Raw genomic sequence first — 19,935 nt, forward strand, 5'->3', positions numbered from 1 at the left:
CTCTTTCTATGCTATGCCAAGCTAGGGATAAGTCTGGGCTTGTACAAACAATCCTCGCCTTCAGGTCTGGTTTTAAACCGACGGTGAAGCCACATATATTGGCTCGGACTTGCCATGATTGACTTTTCAACTATCTTATTCACGAAAACTGCCGCACCTTGAGGATCTTCTTTCGGGAAACCGTCGACTGGTGCACTAATAGTCAAGGTATAGTGTCCGTCCTTTCCTCTTACCATCGTAAAAGGCACGATGGCACAATCTGTCGAATCAACCAGCAAACTTGTACCTGTCGTCGTGCAAGCATTTTTAACGGCAAATAATGGCGCAAAAGTTGAGCGTCGGTTTCCATAATCATGATCCGGTGCATACCAGACCCGCTCACCCGTTCTAAGCGCTTCAAGCATGGCTTTAACGTTCTTGCGATCAATAAGCGTACGATTAGAGCGAGAACGCCCCTTGTATTGAAAGTAATCAAAACACGGATTGTTGTTTGGGCGATAAACACCAGTTCCAGACTTTTTAATGCCAAAAGCACGAGCACCTAACTCTAAGTTCATCGAGTGTACGGCCAACATTAATGCCCCTTTGCCTGATTTTTCTAAAGCCTCGAGGTGCTCCATTCCTTTTATCGTAACGTGTTTGTTTACCCGTTTATCAGACCAAAACCATGCCATCGCCGTCTCAAATAGCGCAATACCTGTATTGTCGATATTGTCTTTTAAAATTGCTTCGCGTTGGCATTCTTCCATCTGAGGAAAGCAAAGCTCAAGATTGCGCCTAATCGTAACTTGACGTTTTTTCATGATTCGCATAGCTAAACGGCCAATGCCACGTCCTAATGCTAACTGAACTTTGAAAGGAAGGAGACTGAGTAAGTACATTACGCTGATGATAATTAAGGTTCCCCAGTAACGAGGCAAAAGAAATTCAGCCTTGAATTCAGGCTTTTGGTATTTATTCATGTGAGTATTGTCAGATGTGCCCATCTATAAGTGATAAAAACAATGATAATGGACTGCACTTTTATCATTGATAGCGCTAATAACATAAATTAAAGCGCGCGGATTCTATGGTTCTTCGACACACTACACAATAAGAACTTTGCAGAAATATGTAGGGGGATGAAAAAGCAGCAAAGATGAATCACCACGTTAACATCGATTGGAGTGATTAATCTACCGCACTTTCATAAAGTTTGGACAAACATAACTTTGTGTTTTCAATGCGCTAGATAATGGTGTTTTTTTAACCCCATAATGCAGCTATCATGAAAATAACAATAAACATGATAACCATTACCCTGAACAAGTAAGACAACTTTCCGGTGCCACCTCTTGGCGCTTGGTTACAGCATCCCATTATGTTTCTCCATCGTTTCATTTCGATATGGCGTTAATGTACTCCTTGACCTTAGGGGAAAGTCAAACCTTTACCTAAAGTATCGCTATAAGTGTTTATTTATCCGACATATCACTCGTTTATATCCCATGGAAATAAAGCGCGTTGTTTTCAGCTCATTTTCGGATAAATACATACCGTTTTTCGCTATATACCCACTATTTATGAGGAATCTACAATACGCGAGTCTTACTTGTAGCACGCTACTTTTACAACCTAGAAGTTGTGCGCTCATCCATTAAAGGTATCGAATGAGCAATATCGTTAAATCCGCCGTTAAATTGAGTGTTTTCTCTATCATCATGATCACCGTAACTTCGGTCGACAGCGTAAGGAACATTCCTGGGGCGGCTTTGTTTGGTAGCCATGCCATCTCTTTCTTCTTACTTGCTGGGCTCTGTTTTTTTGTCCCTACAGCGCTAGTGTGTGCTGAGCTAAGTACCACTTATCCAGAGCAAGGTGGTGTATATCTTTGGGGCAAAGAAACACTAGGGCCAAACTTTGGCTTTGCCACCGTGTGGTATCAATACGCTGAAAATATTGTTTACTATCCACCTTTAATTTCATTCATTGTTGCAACGGGGGCCTACCCTTTTTCCCCAGATCTGGCGCAAAACAACATGTTTATGTTGGTGATGATTAATGTGATTTTTTGGGCGTTAACTTTAGTTAATATCTTTGGCTTGCGCCTCTCTTCCCTGATTACAAATGTATTCGGCACCCTAGGTTTGATATTTCCGATTCTATTGATTATCGGATTAGGCGGATACTGGGCGTATACCCATCCTGGTGAGTCTCATATCTCGCTTCGTCACGTATCTGACTGGTTACCGGACCTTTCTCAAGATGGGATCGGAGCGGGTTTTACTGCGGTAGTTCTGTCACTTACAGGCCTTGAAATCACGACCTCTTATGCAAGCGAAGTCGAAAATCCGCAAAAAGCCTATCCCAAAGCTCTGCTGATCTCCACCATCTTAATCTTGGTTTCTCTGACGGCGTGCTCACTGTCTATTTCTTCGGTCGTCTCAAGTGACTATTCTAGTTTGAGTGAAGGAGTGATACTTGCCTTCAAAGCTTTTTTTGATGATCTGAACCTCTCATTCCTGCTGCCTGTCATTGCCCTTGCTATTGTTTTTGGCACGCTTGCAAGCCTGAATAACTGGATAATCGCCCCAACTAAAAGTCTGCATGTTGCCGCAAAAGATAGTTTCATGCCGATGTCGCTCGCCAAAGAAAACCGCAACCAAGCCCCCGTCTCATTGTTGCTCTTGCAAGGCACGATTGTTAGCGTGCTCTCTTTGGTTTTCATTTTTGTTCCTAACGTCAATCAAGGCATGTGGTTATTGAATATCCTGATGACTCAGCTCTATATGGTGATGTACATCTGTATTTTTGTTAGCTTTTTGGTCTCACGCTACAAACACGCAGATATTGAGCGCCCATTTCGAGTTGCGGGCGGAAAAATAGGAATGTGTTTAGTGGCAGGATTAGGCTTGATGAGTTGCTTGGTGACGATTGTTGTATCTTTTGACGTACCAGCAAGAATTAGCGCAAAAACTGGTGCATATGCACTGATATTAGGATTTATCACATTTAGCCTCCCAGCGTTCGCCGCCATGATGTATCGCAATCGAAAACATCGTCAACAAAGCAAAATGCTTGAGGTACTAGTAAGTTAACTATTGGATTGACATTAAAAAGCCGCAGCAATTTCTCGCTACGGCTTTTTATTTGGCATCACAAGTAGTGTTGGTTATCCGTGTCCTACAGTCTTGGATAACAGATTCACGATCATCACACCAGTGAGGATAAACCCAATACCAACAATCGCAGGCAAATCTAGCCGCTGTCCATAAACAAAGTAGCCAACCGTAGCAACTAAAACAATACCCGCTCCACTCCATATGGCGTAAACAACCCCAACAGGCATCGTTTTTACCGTGACGGAAAGCAAGAAGAAAGCAATGCCGTAACCAATCAGAACGACTGTGCTAGGCATCATTTTCGTAAATTGCTCTGTTTTGGGAATATAGGAAGTGGCAATCACTTCACATACAATCGCGATCGACAGCGCCAACATTGGCGGCATAGAGACAAGCATTTTGAACATAAGGCATTAACGCTCAACAGAAATGTAACCGACAACACGTCCGGATAATTAGGTCGCGCATTATACCCAACTCATCTCTCGATGGAATACCTCTTACTCAAGCGGCTTCAAAATGCAGGATTCACAGCGTGATCACTTGAATATAGAGACATTCACACGCCATCGCTTTCACTCACTTCTTGATGAGTAAGCGACAGGCCTGCTTTTTGGTGCTGCCGAGCAATTTCAAAGTAGATGTGCATATCAATTGGCTCTGGTGTATTGAGCAGCATCTTGCCCACTTCTCGTTGAAAGTGACCATAATTACCTAACTCATCCGTCAACCCTAACTGCTCGTAAGAAGGTTCATTGGCAAACATTCCATAGGCATACTGATAATGACTTAGATCCTTGCTCTTATCATAACCAAGCTCTTGAAGGGCTTGATCAATTTCTTTCGGCGTATAAGTGTCTTTATCGCCAAACAAGCGCAATAGTACGCTAGGAACCTCTTGAGCGATGCTCTGAATTTTTGTCTTTCTTTTAAAAATACCGAACATAATGTCCTCCACTGACGATGTTTCCAAATACACACTTTAATGCATATTGGTGAGCTGATTGTTTTTAGTATGGCTCATTAATCTGAGACTTCCTTACAACGAAGTCACTTTCGCATATTAACGTGATCACATAATTACCAGCAAATAGTACGAACAGCGTTTCAAACATATCTCATCAGAAACTCCGCTCTAGTCACAATTGTGTGACAGCTTCGAGCTCGGTTTACCATAATGTAAAGAGTAGATTGAAAAGTCATATTTCGTATCGACATCTAAACTTAATTAAGTTAGCTTTAGAAGTATAGACGTCTAGATTGACTATGCTTAGGGAGAGAAAGTCGTGCCAATTAGAATTCCAGATCAATTACCAGCCACCGATGTGCTAAGGACAGAGAACATCTTCGTAATGAGTGAAACGCGTGCTGCGAGTCAGGAAATACGTCCTTTACGAGTGCTGATCCTGAATCTGATGCCCAAAAAAATAGAAACTGAAACTCAGTTTTTGCGTCTACTCTCAAACAGCCCATTACAAGTCAATGTCGAGTTATTGCGCATTGATAACCGCCCAAGCAAAAATACGCCAACCGAACATTTGGATACTTTTTATCGTCAATTTGAAATGGTGAGAGATAAAAATTTCGATGGCATGATCATTACTGGTGCCCCACTAGGTTTGGTTCAATTTGAAGATGTCATTTATTGGGACCACCTAAAAACCATCATGGAATGGGCAAAAGATCATGTGACATCGACTCTTTATGTCTGCTGGGCAGCACAAGCAGGGCTGAAGTTGCTCTACGATCTACCTAAAAAAACGCGTAAAGAGAAACTTTCAGGCGTGTACCATCACCAGATTCATCATCAATTCCATCCTATGTTACGTGGGTTTGATGACACATTTTTAGCGCCTCATTCACGCTATGCCGACTTTTCACCTCACTTTTTAGAAGAACATACCGACTTAGACATCCTAGCCACATCGGATGTTGCAGGTGTTTATTTAGCTACAACAAAAGACAAGAGAAATGTGTTTGTTACTGGGCATCCTGAATACGATTCGCATACCTTACATAACGAATATATCCGCGATTTAAGCGAAGGCATGGAACCAGCCATTCCAGTCAACTACTATCCAAACAACAATCCTGATAATCCACCAATTGCCAGTTGGAGAAGTCATGGACATCTCCTCTTTTTAAACTGGCTGAACTACTGCGTTTACCAGCAAACACCTTATGATCTTGATCACTTCAGTGAAGACGCTTTTACTAAAGACGATTAACCTCAAAGCACGCAAACAAAGCGCTTATGATGCCTAAATGTAATATGTGAACCAAGCCGCCATATGGCGGCTTTTTCATACCAGTTTGCAAACCTGATCGCATAGTGTTTTTTCCTCAATAGGCTTTTGCTACGTAATTCATATCATGCTGGGAGATTCAGGGATGTAGGGACAAAGAATGAAAACAACAAAGCTCGGTGCACTACTATTAATCTCTCAGTTTGCACTTGTGGGCTGCGTGACGGTGAAAGAAGATGGTAGCCCTGTCGTTAAAGCCGATCCTGTAGCAATGGCAGAATCACGTATCGCACTTGGCCTAGGTTATTTAGAAGGCGGCAATATGATTCGCGCGCATGATAACTTGCAACAAGCCTTAACCCACGCACCTCAATACTATCGTGCTCAGTTATCGATGGCTCACTACTATGAAACGGTTGGTGAAGATGCTAAAGCCGAGCAAATGTATAAACGCTCTCTACGCCAACACACCAAAAACGGTAACGTGCTCAATAACTACGGCACCTTTCTTTGCAAGCGGGGTGACTTCGAGAAAGCCGATCAAATGTTTAATCGAGCCATTGAGCAACCTTATTACTATCTCATTCCGGCCAGTTATGAAAACGCCGCATTTTGCGCGTTGAAGTCACAAGATAAAGACAAAGCGAAATACTACTTCGCCCGAGCTATTGATCATGACCCTCATAGGCCAAAATCTATTTTGCAGCTAGCCAAGCTAGAAATTGATAGCGGCAATTACACTGAAGCCAGAATTCGATTAATGAGATTTAATCAAATGTATGGCGTTAAGAAACCCTCTTTACAGCTCATGATTCAACTTGAACGTGCAGCAGGTAATGAAGCACTCGAGAAAAAATATCAAAAGCAATTGGAGAGGTTTTCTTAACACGACATCATGATAAAGAAGGTGTACTCGCTCACAGACACTACTGAACTTGACTAAGAATCCAGTGAATTAAAACCCACGGTGAAACATTCATCCTGTACATAAACTTCAAATTCGGTACTATTTGAACGGAATAAGTGACCAAGTCACGTTATAAAAGTGCGCTAGTAAAACGAAATTTGTACATCATACTGTTTCTACTATTGATTTGGGGCGCATTGATAAATGCTAAATATTACTGACATGCACCAGAAGGAAGTTGAAGCCGGATGAAACCTGCCTGCACTCTGTTATCACTCACTTTGCTGAGTTCGCCTTTTGTCGTCAGTGCACAAGAAAATATTGAAAAAACATTCACGTTTGGCATTGTTTCCAATAAAGCTCAAAGCAAAATCAAAAAGTCGACGCCTTTCACGCAGTACGTGACCAATGGTTTGGCTGAATACGGATACACCAAGGGTGCTGTAAAAGTATTTAAAAATTATCGCCAGCTCGCGGTGGCACTTGAAAATGGCACCGTTCAAATTGCAACAGCCACCCCCTTCAATGCAATGACCCTCGAGGCAGAGTCTGGTAGCCAAGCCATTGCCATACGCTGGAAAAAAGGTTTACAAAAATATCATACGGTATTCTTTACCCACAAAGAGAGTGGTATCGAGTCGATTTCTGACCTGCGCGGAAAAACACTTGTTTTTGAAAAGCGTACATCCACCAGCAGCTATTACTTACCCGCTATTACACTGCTTAATCAAGGGGAGAAATTAGAATACCTCCCCTCCTCCGATGACAAACCAGCCAAAGACAGTATTGGATATTTATTCCTTGACGAGCACTTGGCTCAATCGAATGAAATCAACCTTTCAGTATGGGTGTATAAGCAGAGAGTCGCAGCAGGAGCGTTCAGCAATTTCAATTGGAGCAACCCTAAAGATCTTCCAGAAAGCATGAAAGGCAAACTAACGATTTTCGCTCGCTCGGTAGAAATACCTAGAGACTTAATTCTCGCCTCTCCGACCTTAAGCCAAGATCAGCAACATAAAATCACGTCAATATTGCTCGGTATGGAGGCATCTCAGCAAGGTGCCCTAGCACTTAAACAGTTCCAAAACACGAAAAAGATCACCGCTCTAACGCCAGAAATGTCCGCGTCCTTAAATACCGTTCGAACATCTATTCACTTGTTACCGAAGGTGGATTGATGTTCCACAAACTCTCACTCGAAACTAAATACATTTGCTCGACCATTTTTGTTGTCCTGTTTGTCGTAGTGATAAACCTCGCACTATATATGCATGGTTACGATACGTACTCAAATAACTTAACCCGCCAAATCACCGAGAACTCACAAGAAAAAACAGAGTCTTACGTCAAGCAAAAAGGATTGGTTTACGCAGAGTTATTATCAAAGCAACTTTTTGACCCACTCTATACGGATAATATCAGCCAAGCATACGAGCAGATTAAAGCAACATTAAGCCAACCAGATGTCTCGAAGATACACGTTGTTGATAATGAAGGGCTAATCTTTCACGACGGTACGACTCAGCTGAGTATGTTTGCCCAGCCTCATTACCGTTCTCGCTTTATTTTAAAAGCAATAGAAGAGTCTAGAATTCTCATTTCTTTTTCTAAACATCAATTAGAAATTGCGGCACCGATTCAGCAATCGAATATCACACTGGGCGCGGTGTATCTTGAACTCAACCTAGCACATCTATTAGAAGAGAAAGAACAAAACATTGATCAAGTACAAGCGCTTACCTCAAACGATAAGCAAAAGATGTTTAACTTGCTGCTCACGATCAGTGCGATATCCGTTCTGCTCGGAAGTGCCATCGCGTATGCTTTGGGTCGCTCATTAATAAAACCACTCAAACAACTTAAAGAACAATTTACAGAGTCAAATACTCAAGCACTGCCAATCACTGATATAAAAAGTAAAGATGAAGTGGGTGATCTTATTTCGGCGTATAACAAAATGTCGAACAAAGTGAACAGATACACAAGCCGGGTGGAGTTCATGGCGTATCACGACATTCTTACCTCCCTGCCTAACCGAGAAAAGTTGCTCATTGATATCCAAAAGCAAATAACGAACCGCAGATCTCCCTCACTCGCGGTTGTTTTTATTGATCTGGATGACTTTAAACATATTAACGATAACTACGGGCATAGCATCGGGGATAAATTGCTAGGTCATCTCGCCTCAGAACTTCAAGGTCGTTTGCCGAGTTACTTCCAGCCTCTTTACCGTCTTTCAACCATCGTAAGCCGAGTCGGCGCTGACGAATTTGTGCTGGTCTTTCCATGCAAAGACAGCCTCCACGCTAGAGAAAAAGCGGACGATATTCATCGCCAACTGCTTTCTCCTTTTAACTTGGAAGAGAACGATATTCAAATTACGGCAAGCCTTGGAGTCGCGGTGTATCCGGAATTTGGCTCGAATGCAGAGTCTCTTTTGCAACTCTCCTCACTGGCGGCGCAAGAATCTAAACGACGCGGCAAAGATATCATGACGATATACGATTCCGCGTTTGATGAGACCGTGAAACAGCGCTTATACATAGAAAAAGAACTGCGCCGCTCAATACGTGATTTATCTCAGTTCGAGCTTTGGTATCAACCCCAGTTCGACCTCAACACCTACCAGTTGATTGGTGTTGAAGCATTGGTTAGGTGGAATCATCCGGAGAAGGGTTATATCAGCCCAGAATTATTTATCCCGATTGCAGAACAAAGTGACTTAATTTTAGAGCTTGGTGAATACCTCATCGAGACAGCAATTAGCCAGCGAGCACAATGGGCGGATCATTTCGCTGCTGATTTTCATATCGCATTAAATTTGTCTCCTAGGCAGATCTACCGCCAAGATTTAAGTCAGCTCTTTTCGAAATATTTACAACAATATCAAGTCCCCCCTCAAACCATTCATGTTGAAGTGACAGAGTCTCTGTTTATTGATGATATTGAGAAAGCGCAGTACGTGCTCAGAAAATTACAAGCTAACGGCGTAGAAGTGTGGCTAGATGATTTTGGAACTGGGTACTCAGCCCTCGCCTACCTACAACAAATGTCGTTTGATGGGCTTAAAATTGACCGTTCATTTATCGCTCAAATCCAAAACAATGAACAAGATGATTCATTAGTCCGTGCGATTATATCCATGGCTCATAACCTAAGAATGAGAGTGGTAGCTGAAGGCATAGAAACCCAGACCCAACTAACAAGGATGGAATCGCTTCACTGCGACGTTGTTCAAGGCTTTTTCTTGGGTAGACCGGTGCCGGCAGAAGAAATCATAGAGTTTGAGCAACAACGTCAAGCAATAGATGATTCAACCGCCAGCAACTACGCTTAACTGAATAATTTATCGCGTTCATTGAATTAAAGGGGATTCGTTCTGCAATATTGGTCACACTTCGCCATCTCACAAGTATGAATTTCCTCTTAAAATCTAACATTTGAGATAGGTAAACTACACTTTTCATATCAACTCTTTGGATATGGAAACGCGTGTGGTCGGGATATTTGCTTGGAACAACCTGTCTGTAAAGCAGAAACTTTTTGGATTGGTCCTACTACCAATCTTATTGTTATTGCTTCTTGCAGGTAAACATGTACAAAACCTCTCTATCCAAGCTCAAGAACTTCAAAAAGCACAACTCTTCTCCCAATATATAGATCGTGTTTCCTCACTGTATTATTTGACGAGCGATCCAAGGGTCGCGAATAACGCTCAAGAAACCCGCCAACTCGTTCAAACTTTACAAGATACAGCTTCACCTGTTTTTGGTGACAATGCCGATATATTAAATCAGCTCGCGAATTTCGAAGAAGCAACACTGTCAATGCTCTCGTCCAATAATACAGAAGATAAGTTAGATGCTGCTGAGTGGCGTGCCGACACATTCAAAGAGATTCTTTTGAGTTTGGATAGAGTCTACTTCAGCCATGTAAGTTATGAAACCAACACTCACCTCTCCTCATTGATGCAGCTTGAGTGGTTAATGTTTTGGTCAACAGAAGAACATAGACTCAGCAAATACTTAGTGGAATCCACAGAACAGGGGCAGATGTACGATCCAGCTATCCAAGCCAGTATCCAATCATTAATCCAGAACCAACAACTGCTGTTCGAACGTTTTGTCACACTTAATGCGAATAAGCAGCAAGTCAACCTCCTCATCGAAACCTTTACCGATAATGTGTTTGTTAAAAGCCAAGCATTTCGAACCAATTTGTTGCAGCCAACAAACCTTAGCGTGTTGACCCCCGCTCAAATAGATGACGGGTTGTCTGCGCTTTATAAACGCCTAAGTTTATTACGTAACGTTGATGACCAGATGGAACGACAACTTGTTGAGGATATAACCAAGACGATCAGTGAAACAACACAGCACCGCATTGGCTTCATTGCGCTAATGAGCCTCGTGACATTGCTGGTCGTGAGTTTAACCCTGAGGTTAGTGCGCAAGGTCACTGGCAACTTGAATTTAGTCCTCGAATTCCTAAGTCGAGACACTTACGAAGAGGACAACAATGAAAACTCACCACTGACAGAGTTGACCAAAGGGAAAGATGAACTCAGTAAGTTTGCTAAAGAGGTAAAAAAACTGAGTTACGAACGTGAGCAGTCAAGACAAAAGTTAACTCAAGCCAAAGAAGATGCTGAAAAGGCGAAAGATGATGCCATCGAGGCAAGCAAAGCCAAAAGTAGCTTTCTGGCGAATATGTCTCATGAGATTCGAACCCCTTTAAACGGCGTTATTGGCATTTCAGAAGTTTTGTCAGACACGCCGCTAACGGCGACACAACGTGATTATGTCGACACGATAGAAACCTCCTCGCAATTACTGTTGAGCTTAATAAATGACGTTCTGGACTTCTCTAAAATTGAATCTGGTATGTTGCTTATCAGCCCTCATTCAACCTGCGTTCGTGAATCCATCTACGATATTGCTTCTATTATTTCCCCGAAAGCGAAAGAAAAAGGCATCGATGTTCAAGTCAGCATCAGCCGCAATACGCCCTATCACGTTATGTTGGATGATCACCGTATACGCCAAATTATGATGAACTTCATGTCCAATGCCGTAAAGTTCACCGAACAAGGTAGCGTTGAACTCTCTGTCATCACTAGAGAAATCAAAAATGGTGAAGCGAGTATCGAGTTTTCAGTCAAAGACTCAGGGATCGGTATTGATGAGCAGCAACAAAAGAAGATATTTGCTCCTTTCGCCCAAGAAGATAACTCCACCACACGACAGTTTGGAGGGACAGGGCTCGGGCTTGCAATTAGCACGCAGCTGGTAGAGTTGATGGGCGGTGAGATTCAGCTTGAATCCGAGAAAGGCAAAGGTAGCCGATTTTTCTTCGAACTTACGGCTCCAATTGTGACTCAAGAGTTCAATGGCTATCACTCCCTTAATCACAACGATATATGGATAGTTTGCAACAACCCTACTTTGGAGCAAAAGCTGCGTGACGAGTTGAGCTTTTTCCACATCAATGTTCAGCAATCAGTAAATACACTGGATGCTCTGCCAACGTGGATTGATAACGAGCGCATCGTTGTTATCAACGTAGAAACTTCTCCAAATACCACAGCCAAACATCTAGGTGAAATGAAAAGACTTTGCATGCAAAATGTTCGAGTGTGTCTTATTAAACACCTTCATAGTGCTCAACGTGATTTTGGTAACAGCATTAGTGCATTGGTCACTCAACCCCTCTTAGGACAGCGTTTAGTAAAAGCACTTGAAACTTGTGCTGCAAACTTCCCTCAAGCAAACAAAGAGAACACGACAACACCCAATACTAAGACTTTCCCAAAAATTTTGGTGGTCGACGACAACACCGTCAATCAAAAAATCGCTGGATTACACGTCACAAAAGCGGGCTTCGACTTTGATATCGCCGTAAACGGAGAAGAAGCCGTAGATATGTTTCAACAGAATCAATACTGCTTAATCTTAATGGATTGCATGATGCCTGTGATGGATGGGTTTGAAGCAACCAAAATGATCCGTCAAATTGAAGCAAAAGAAAAACGGACGTTCAGAATCCCAATTATCGCGCTAACAGCAAGTGTAGTCGATGATGACATTCAAAAGTGTTTTGATGTTGGAATGGATGATTATGTGCCCAAACCTTTTAAAGCGGGTTTGTTGAAAGAGAAATTAGATAAAGCCATTGGACTACGCATTTCCAATATTGCTTCTGATGAAAAGCGACTGGCAACAAACACCACTCACACTCCTGAAAAAACCTCGCATGCTGAACAATCAGAAGCGACCGTGACGCCTATTCGCTCAGAACGGATTTTGCTCGTCGAAGATAACAGAGTAAATCAAAAAGTCGCTTCGCTGCTTTTATCCAAAGCTGGTTATCAATTTGAAGTGGCCGAAAACGGACAGGTTGCGGTCGAAATGTTCCAAAAAGATGGTGGGTTTGACATAATTTTGATGGACTGCATGATGCCGATCATGGATGGGTTCGAAGCCTCACGACAAATACGCGCCTATGAAGCAAGTAAAGGTCTTCCTAAGACTCCCATCATCGCGCTAACGGCAAGTGTTGTGGATGATGACATTCAACGCTGTTTCGATTCAGGCATGGACGCTTATGTACCCAAGCCTGTTCGTAGAGAAAAGCTGTTGTACCAGATTGAAAATGCGATATAGGTAGCGATGATGAGCGGCGACATATCTCTCCTCTGTTTTCTTTTGCGCTGCATAAAACGCTACCTATTCATTGTTGTTTTCCTTCTACCCATAGATAGTCAAGTACTTGCTGCAGAGAGCTACGCCGTTTTCTCGTTTAATAGTGAGTTCTCGCCCCTAACCATCAATAAAGCGCGAAAGTTGTACAGAGGAAAAACGCAACTCTTACAAGGGCAGAGAATTGAGCTATCTGACTGGCCAGCGACATCAGCGGAGAGAGCGGAGTTCTATCGCTACCTTCTCAATAAAAACTTGGCGCAAATGAACGCGCACTGGGCGAGCTTGTCTTTTTCAGGCAAAGCGAGACCACCCAAAGTGATTGCAAACTCTAGCATTGATGCGCTGATCACGTGGATGCAAGAAAAGCCCAATCGGATTGGTTATGCCCCTGCTTCAAGCGTGCCTGGAAATGCTCGTATTTTGTGTGTGGTGAGCTCGGAGGATTAATATGAAAAAATATTTGACCATGTTATCACTGAGTATTGTCGCCTTTCCGAGCTTAGCCACCATTGAGTTATCAGATCACCTGTCTTTGAGTGGCTTTGGTTCGACATCTTGGTCTAAGTCCGATAACTCTACAACGGTTCTCGTCAACCGCTTTATTCATGATGAAGCCTGCTACGATTGTGACACAACCTTCGGCCTGCAGCTTGATTACTTTTACAAGGCATTTCGAGCATCCGCACAAGTAGTCAAGCGTCCGCAAGATCATTGGAGCTCGCCCCAATTAGAGTGGGCATATTTAGCTTATACCTATAAAAATATAGAGATACGCGGGGGACGATTGAGGCTGCCGCTGTTTTTGATGTCTGAGTATAATTATGTCGGTCACGCTTTTACCCAAGCTCGACCACCAAATGAAGTGTATGACAGCATATTAGGCATCACCGCTTACAATGGTTTATCCATTCGCTGGAATCACGACCTCAATGAGCAAATCATGCTTACTGCAATGCCGTTTATAGGGTTTAAAGACAGCAGTGATGTCACCCTCAACGAAGACACTGAACTGAAGATCGAATCAGACAACACAGCCGGAATAAACTTAACACTCAGCGGAAATGCCTACCGTTTAAACTTATCTTATCTACATGGCGACTATGACCAAACTACGGTTCTCTCCAACACCAAGCAATCCACACCTGAAGGGGGAACCATGTTAATTGACCGTTTGGTTCTAAAAGAAAAAGGCAATACGATTGACCAGTTTTCTCTAGGAGTAAGGTATGAGCTTGATAACGTTGTGATAATGGCGGAAGGACAAACCAGCAACATTTCCTCCTCTTGGTACGCAACAACGAGTTACAACGTGAATAAATTGACCCCCTACATAGTTTACGGCCAGCAGTTTAATAGCAGTGATACAAAGAATGGGGACAGCTATCTGTTTGGGGTGAGATACGACCTAGATTATAACGTGTCACTGAATGCTGAATGGCAAAAGTTTAACGCCCACAATAACGATACTGGCGCGTTTTCATCGATACCAGAAGATAACAGCGCCAATCTTTACACCCTGATGTTAAATTTCGTTTTTTAACTTTTCTATACTGACACCGTATAAACCATGGGCATTTACCTTTGTTATCGTTGATACATGTTGTGCGTGATTTGACGCTCTTTGTAATAGAATTCTTTGTCATGTTCGCCTATCTCTCGCAATACACGACACGGGTTCCCTACCGCAACAACATTACTTGGTATATCTTTCGTTACCACGCTACCAGCACCAATTACGCTGTTTTCTCCAATCTTGACGCCAGGCAATACCACTGAGTTAGCGCCGATCCATACATTATCACCAATATGAATAGGGATATTGAATTGCGCAACTTCTCTTCTGAGCTCCGGTTCAACCGGATGGCCTGCCGTTGCTAGTGTCACATTGGGCCCAATCATGACACTATTGCCAATGTAGATATACGTATCATCGACTAGGGTTAAGTTAAAGTTTGTATACACGTTATCACCAACGTATGTATGCCTCCCCCAATTCGCCCGAAGCGGCGGCTCAAAATAGCAGTTGTCACCAACGGCGCCGAGCAAGCGTCGTAATATTTCTGTACGCTTTTCAGATTCAGAAGGCCGAGTTTGATTGTAATCGTAAAGAACTTCTAAACACTGTGTTTGCTGCTCGACTAACGCTTCATCATTACAAAAATATATTTTCTGACTATGAAGCATTGATTCACTATCCATAATATCCTCCGTTCTATCTGCCCAGTAGCTTCAGGCTGCTGGAACACCTCGCAATACGAGTTCCTGTCAAGATTGGCTAACAGAATGCATGATGTCGTTTTTTACAATAAGTTTAATGACATGCTTGCGAGGCCTAACGCAAAATACCGAATAACTTGAAAGAAATATGTGAATCAGACGATTAAATAACACAAAGATCGATGCAGAGTTAGCTTTGTTTATCTCGATTCATTTTCAAGCGCTTTTCTTTACGTCGTAACGCTCGGAAAAACTTCGACTCCTCGTGATACCAGCCGATAACACTAACCGGGAAGCCCACTAGCATCATGATAAAAAGATCCGCGGGCAGTTGCTCCAAAATATCACTCAAGGAGTGCAGCTCACCAAAAATGAATAAACCAATGACTTTACCAAGCAATAGTGCGCAACAAATCATAAAAAAAGACTTCATGATGTAATGCCATTTGCCTTTTTTACGCTCTTCTCGCCAATAGGCATATTTATGTTGTCGGTCGTACATTCATCCCCCCAAGTGACAATGTCACTAGCCACAAACATTCAGGCAAAGTAACGGCTTTAGCTGCACTCTAATGATAGTGTGAATCAGAAGCGAATGCTTGTCATGGCAATGAGAAAGCGGCACATCATGCTGCGCATTTTACGACCTTATGGACGCTAGCATGATCGTGCAATACAGAGAGATATCAGCTTGTTAATTACGGAGTGAGTTAATGTTTTCGGAACACCCAAATTGGACCAATAAGAAGAAACTGCAAATCTTCGAAAAAAGACGGTTTCTTCCCTTCTATTTTGTGACCAATGAACTGCAAGATCCACAGGACACCGAATAGGAGCATCGAAATATGCAGTACGGGCAGCGCCAATACCTCCAAAGACCATATCAGGCCGATGCACGCTAATGTATACCCTAACATCATCATAAAGACGCTGAGAGACAAACGAAAATAGAAAACCCATACCGGTATGACAGCAATCCAGACCCAGTTAAACTCGAAACCCAAGATGGAGATTTGAGGAATTGACCAAATTAGACCGACCACAGATAGGTAAATACCCGGAACTGCGATTGTGTGAATCTTTTGGTTGATGGGGTTTTGATGGCTCTCCCCATATTCTTTTAGCCATTCAGATAATGCTCGCATATCATTCCTACTTTTCCGCCTACTTATTCTTATATAGCTTGAGGATGGAAAAGGTGCGAATTTTTCTGTAATAGCTATTACTGACCAAGCAATGCTCGTTGCACTTTTGGTAGTTTGGCAACGACGAGAGTATAAGAGCGTTCACATAAATCCTGAATCAATCCATCTTCCACATCACCATTAAAATAAACCGTTATCCAGTGACGCTTATTTAGGTGATAACCAGGAGTGATGTCCGTAAACTGCGATGTTAAGACTTCTCCATCTTCTGGTTTTACTTTTACGCTGACATACTCCCGACCGTTTCTCTCTGCAATAATCGCAAACATTTTACCTTTGATTTTGTATACAAGCGCTTCTGGCCCAAATGGGAAATCACTCTCCGCACACATAAAGGTACTTAAATAACCTTCTAACTCTTTGCTTCTCATTCCGTCCCACCCTTCCTGTATCTTTTACTCAAACAAAGGCAATAGTAGTCTTAACGCCTGGTTAACCTGCGCTTTCTCATTGCCTTCTAAACCATGTAGCAGCGATTGCTGAACGTCCACATGCTCTAAGATCAACTTGTCAATTAAGGTTAAGCCCTTTTCAGTTAACTCAACGGTGACACTGCGTCTATCTTCTTTACTGTGTGTTCTGGTAATAAAGCCTTTCTTCTCGAGTTTATCTAATCGGTTCGTCATCGCGCCCGAAGTGAGCATCATCGAATCAATTAGCGCTGAGGGAGTAAGGCAATATGGTGAACCTGCTCGGCGAAGTGTCGCCAACACATCAAATTCACCCATCTTAAGATCGTACTTCTTATGTAGGTCAGCGACCCGACACTCCATGTGCTTAGCAATTCGCATTAGCCGACCCATAATTGCCATCGGTTCAGTGTCGAGCTCTGGCTTCTCCTTAGCCCACTGCTCTACCACTCTATCAATTGCGTCCATGGTTTCTCTCCAAACGTCATTTAATTTTTATTTTAACATAAAGATACTTTACAAAAAGTAACCTTACCGATATCTTTACAATTAATTATCTCAACGTAAAGATATTTAACATGAATATTTTGCTTGCAATGATCCCGGCTTTTTTTTGGGGGACAACTTATGCTGTTACTCAGTTTACGCTTCCGGACTGGCCTCCCGTTTTACTTGGTGCGCTAAGAGCATTGCCTGCGGGTCTTTTGTTGCTCGCAATAAAGCCATCTTTCCCGAAAAAGAGTGAATGGAAAGTGCTGCTTGTTTTAGGAACTATCAACATCGCTTGCTTCTTTGGTCTCATTTTTGTCATGGCGTTGACGCTTCCTTCTGCGATCTCAGGTGTAGGTATGGTATCAGTGCCCGTTTTTGCGATGCTGTTTGGCTGGGCAGTCTATAAGCGCCAGCCAAGCGCAATACAGGCAATAAGTGGAGCGACTTTGATTGCTTTGGCTTGGTTCTTATTTGATCCTAGTTCTATTTCGCTCAACCCTATGGGTTTGCTGGCGATGATCTCCGCCATCATGTGTATTGTGGTAGGCAGTAGCGTAACGAAATCACTAGGAACGAAAATGCATTGGTGGACAGTATTAACATGGCAGCTCATTTTGGGTGGTGTGATTATGTCTGTCGCAACAAGCGTGCTAGCAATAAACAATCCAGAGCCATACGTTACAGCCATTCAAAACTTATCAATGACGAACACCCTTGGGCTGCTGTGGGTGATCATTCTGAACACTGCATTAGGCTACGGCATGTATGTTTGGCTATTGCAGCGTATGTCGGTCGTTGACTTTACTTTTGGTGGCATTGCCAACCCCGTTGCGGGCATTGTGTCAGGTTTGCTGCTATTAGGTGAGACTTTCACCCCTCTCCAATACAGCTTGATGCTAGGGATGATTGTTATGTCATTGCTCCCTCAATTGATCGCTTCATTAAAAACTAAAAAAGCCGCCCTTTCTTCCTAAGTAAAATCCTAACGCCCGATGCTAAAATCGGGCGTTCATATTCTCTGTAAACTCTGTTTGAATTCTAAGACTTCAACAGGTTTTTTATGGAACAGTGAACCCCAAAAGGTTCAGTAAAATAAAAAAGGTGCCGAAAGACACCTTTAATAATGAATACGCCCCATTATGCCTTGCTTTAAGTCATCACAAGGTTGTTAATAGGCTCTGGTTTAGCGTAGACATACCCTTGAATAAGGTAAATAGAATGCTGAGCCAAATACGCGACTTGAGCCTCGCTCTCTACACCTTCTGCAATCATCTCACATTCCGCTTTCTTTGCTGCCGAGACAATAGAATCTAACACTTTCAATTTTTGGTCATCAGAGCCTATTGGATCGATGAACATCTTATCCACTTTTAAGCATCGGATACCCAGATCTTGCAAATAAGAAAAGCCGCCATACCCAGTCCCAAAATCGTCAATTTTGAACTTGTAGCCTTTATTCGCCAGATACAAAATCTCTTTTTTCGCTGCCTCTGTATCTTTTACAGGAATTCGCTCGGTCAACTCAAAATGCACTCTCTTCGGACATGGCCAATTCAGTTCTGACAGTAACTTAGTGAGTTCACCTGATTCTAAATGGGAAGAAACAATATTGATGCTGACCCACACATGCTCAGGCAATACACTAAGATCTTGTATGATTTTACGAATAAGCTGATTCGTCATTGGGACAATCAGACCACTTTCTTCTGCAGCGCCAATGAACATGTTTGGCGACACCATACCCTCACGACGAGACCACCGAATCAGTGCTTCATACCCCACTGTCGCACCATCACGGCTATCGACAATCGCTTGGTAATAAGGGACAAATTCCGCATTATTAATCCCATTCTGGATCAAGCCTTTGATAGACTTTCTCAAGCTCTTACTGGACACATATACAAACGCAAAAGCCAGCCCCATAAGCACACTGACTAGGCCTCCCCATAGAAAGACTCTTTCCTGAGCATAGCTCTTCAGTTTCTCGCCACTGTGTATTTTGATGAGCATATTGGCTTGAGAATCAGCCGAGAAGAATAACTCCTTTGAAACTGCCGCTTCTTCTGCTGCAATGGCTGGTTTTCCTCGACTTATTGTTAAATCTCCAAATACAGGCTCATCATATATAAACTCGACGAACAAACAGTCTTCACAAGGCGTTTTGATCACTTCTTTAACCCAACTATTATCGAGAACCCAGATAACTTCGACATGTTCATTTTCATAAATGACCATCCACTCAACTTGATCTTGGTGTTCCGGTAAAATAAGTGATACAAAAAAGTTTTCGCCAAGCTGAAATCGTTGCGCATTGGATAAATGAGATACTTCGCGACCAATCGTGGAGCATGTTTTACCGTCATTCGTTTCCATCGCAATAAAACGGATGTAACGATTATAAAAACGTGGGTCGCGTAATGTTCTAACATCACTATTACTGCACGTGAAATCTAACTGCGAAACCTGCTTTACAATCGCCTCATCCAAATACATGGATCGTTGGTGTAAATAATCGACATAGGTGTCTATTTTAGTCTCTTTGATATAGCTGATGTAAAAATTGGCTATTGAATTAAAAGCCACAACAAAAACTGCAATGGGAACTAGGCCAAGCAAAATGGCATTTCTTGTTATCTTTGTAATCAAAGTTCCTCCT

At 42.6% G+C, this 19,935-nt stretch carries 18 protein-coding genes; 9 read left to right on the top strand and 9 right to left on the bottom strand.

Going from position 1 to position 19,935, the window contains the following annotated elements; translation table 11 throughout:
- Positions 1-11 precede the first annotated feature (11 nt).
- Positions 12-962, bottom strand: a complete 951-nt coding sequence (locus OO778_RS09735) for an LpxL/LpxP family Kdo(2)-lipid IV(A) lauroyl/palmitoleoyl acyltransferase (protein ID WP_031780342.1) — start codon at positions 960-962, stop codon at positions 12-14.
- Between the two features lie 687 nt (positions 963-1,649).
- Between OO778_RS09735 and OO778_RS09740 the strand changes: the two genes are divergently transcribed.
- Positions 1,650-3,077 carry an APC family permease gene (locus OO778_RS09740; RefSeq protein ID WP_264909501.1) on the top strand — a complete coding sequence of 476 codons (1,428 nt, stop codon included), beginning with the start codon at positions 1,650-1,652 and terminating at the stop codon, positions 3,075-3,077.
- A 74-nt stretch (positions 3,078-3,151) separates the two neighbouring features.
- Here OO778_RS09740 and OO778_RS09745 read toward each other — a convergent pair whose 3' ends face one another.
- Both OO778_RS09745 and OO778_RS09750 read right to left on the bottom strand, forming a co-directional pair.
- Entirely contained in the window at positions 3,152-3,508 is a 357-nt protein-coding gene (locus OO778_RS09745) for an SMR family transporter (protein WP_083612670.1), read from the bottom strand.
- Positions 3,509-3,660: 152 nt separating this feature from the next.
- The gene (locus OO778_RS09750) at positions 3,661-4,047 is read right to left on the bottom strand and encodes a hypothetical protein (protein WP_065646791.1); all 387 of its coding nucleotides are present in this window, start codon (positions 4,045-4,047) and stop codon (positions 3,661-3,663) included.
- A gap of 340 nt (positions 4,048-4,387) precedes the next feature.
- Here OO778_RS09750 and metA point away from each other — a divergent pair, with 340 nt between their 5' ends.
- The 7 genes from metA to OO778_RS09785 all read left to right on the top strand — a co-directional run bounded on the left by metA (position 4,388) and on the right by OO778_RS09785 (position 14,495).
- Positions 4,388-5,329 carry a homoserine O-succinyltransferase gene (metA, locus tag OO778_RS09755; RefSeq protein ID WP_006741610.1) on the top strand — a complete coding sequence of 314 codons (942 nt, stop codon included), beginning with the start codon at positions 4,388-4,390 and terminating at the stop codon, positions 5,327-5,329.
- A 178-nt stretch (positions 5,330-5,507) separates the two neighbouring features.
- Positions 5,508-6,233, top strand: coding sequence for a type IV pilus biogenesis/stability protein PilW (gene pilW, locus OO778_RS09760; RefSeq protein ID WP_053807335.1), 726 nt, complete (start codon positions 5,508-5,510; stop codon positions 6,231-6,233).
- A gap of 269 nt (positions 6,234-6,502) precedes the next feature.
- A complete protein-coding gene (locus OO778_RS09765; RefSeq protein WP_065646792.1) occupies positions 6,503-7,432 on the top strand; it encodes a phosphate/phosphite/phosphonate ABC transporter substrate-binding protein in 930 nt (309 codons plus the stop codon).
- Positions 7,432-9,591, top strand: a complete 2,160-nt coding sequence (locus OO778_RS09770; RefSeq protein ID WP_074191241.1) for a GGDEF domain-containing phosphodiesterase — start codon at positions 7,432-7,434, stop codon at positions 9,589-9,591. Before OO778_RS09765 ends, OO778_RS09770 begins: the two co-directional genes overlap by 1 nt.
- A 145-nt stretch (positions 9,592-9,736) precedes the next feature.
- Positions 9,737-12,916: a response regulator gene (locus OO778_RS09775; RefSeq protein ID WP_083612669.1), complete on the top strand. Its 3,180-nt coding sequence runs from the start codon at positions 9,737-9,739 to the stop codon at positions 12,914-12,916.
- Positions 12,917-12,925: 9 nt separating this feature from the next.
- The gene (locus tag OO778_RS09780) at positions 12,926-13,402 is read left to right on the top strand and encodes a hypothetical protein (RefSeq protein ID WP_005393443.1); all 477 of its coding nucleotides are present in this window, start codon (positions 12,926-12,928) and stop codon (positions 13,400-13,402) included.
- Position 13,403: 1 nt separating this feature from the next.
- Positions 13,404-14,495, top strand: coding sequence for a sulfate ABC transporter permease (locus tag OO778_RS09785; protein WP_257890167.1), 1,092 nt, complete (start codon positions 13,404-13,406; stop codon positions 14,493-14,495).
- A gap of 44 nt (positions 14,496-14,539) precedes the next feature.
- On the opposite strand, the gene OO778_RS09790 is transcribed toward OO778_RS09785, so the two are convergent.
- From OO778_RS09790 to OO778_RS09810, 5 genes are all read right to left on the bottom strand, one after another.
- A complete protein-coding gene (locus OO778_RS09790; protein ID WP_203346403.1) occupies positions 14,540-15,154 on the bottom strand; it encodes a sugar O-acetyltransferase in 615 nt (204 codons plus the stop codon).
- Positions 15,155-15,362: 208 nt separating this feature from the next.
- A complete protein-coding gene (locus OO778_RS09795) occupies positions 15,363-15,674 on the bottom strand; it encodes a hypothetical protein (RefSeq protein WP_005393448.1) in 312 nt (103 codons plus the stop codon).
- 208 nt (positions 15,675-15,882) lie between these two features.
- Positions 15,883-16,317, bottom strand: a complete 435-nt coding sequence (locus tag OO778_RS09800; RefSeq protein ID WP_012841889.1) for an Mpo1-like protein — start codon at positions 16,315-16,317, stop codon at positions 15,883-15,885.
- A gap of 77 nt (positions 16,318-16,394) precedes the next feature.
- Positions 16,395-16,748 carry an MmcQ/YjbR family DNA-binding protein gene (locus OO778_RS09805; protein WP_005393450.1) on the bottom strand — a complete coding sequence of 118 codons (354 nt, stop codon included), beginning with the start codon at positions 16,746-16,748 and terminating at the stop codon, positions 16,395-16,397.
- Positions 16,749-16,772: 24 nt separating this feature from the next.
- Positions 16,773-17,255 (bottom strand): MarR family transcriptional regulator, encoded by a 483-nt coding sequence (locus OO778_RS09810; RefSeq protein ID WP_005393451.1) that lies wholly within the window; start codon positions 17,253-17,255, stop codon positions 16,773-16,775.
- A gap of 110 nt (positions 17,256-17,365) precedes the next feature.
- Here OO778_RS09810 and OO778_RS09815 point away from each other — a divergent pair, with 110 nt between their 5' ends.
- Positions 17,366-18,253, top strand: coding sequence for a DMT family transporter (locus OO778_RS09815; RefSeq protein WP_005393452.1), 888 nt, complete (start codon positions 17,366-17,368; stop codon positions 18,251-18,253).
- A gap of 175 nt (positions 18,254-18,428) precedes the next feature.
- Here OO778_RS09815 and OO778_RS09820 read toward each other — a convergent pair whose 3' ends face one another.
- Positions 18,429-19,925, bottom strand: coding sequence for an EAL domain-containing protein (locus tag OO778_RS09820; RefSeq protein ID WP_006741617.1), 1,497 nt, complete (start codon positions 19,923-19,925; stop codon positions 18,429-18,431).
- Positions 19,926-19,935: the final 10 nt, after the last annotated feature.

Source organism: Vibrio sp. STUT-A16, from assembly GCF_026000495.1.
Classification (GTDB): domain Bacteria; phylum Pseudomonadota; class Gammaproteobacteria; order Enterobacterales; family Vibrionaceae; genus Vibrio; species Vibrio diabolicus.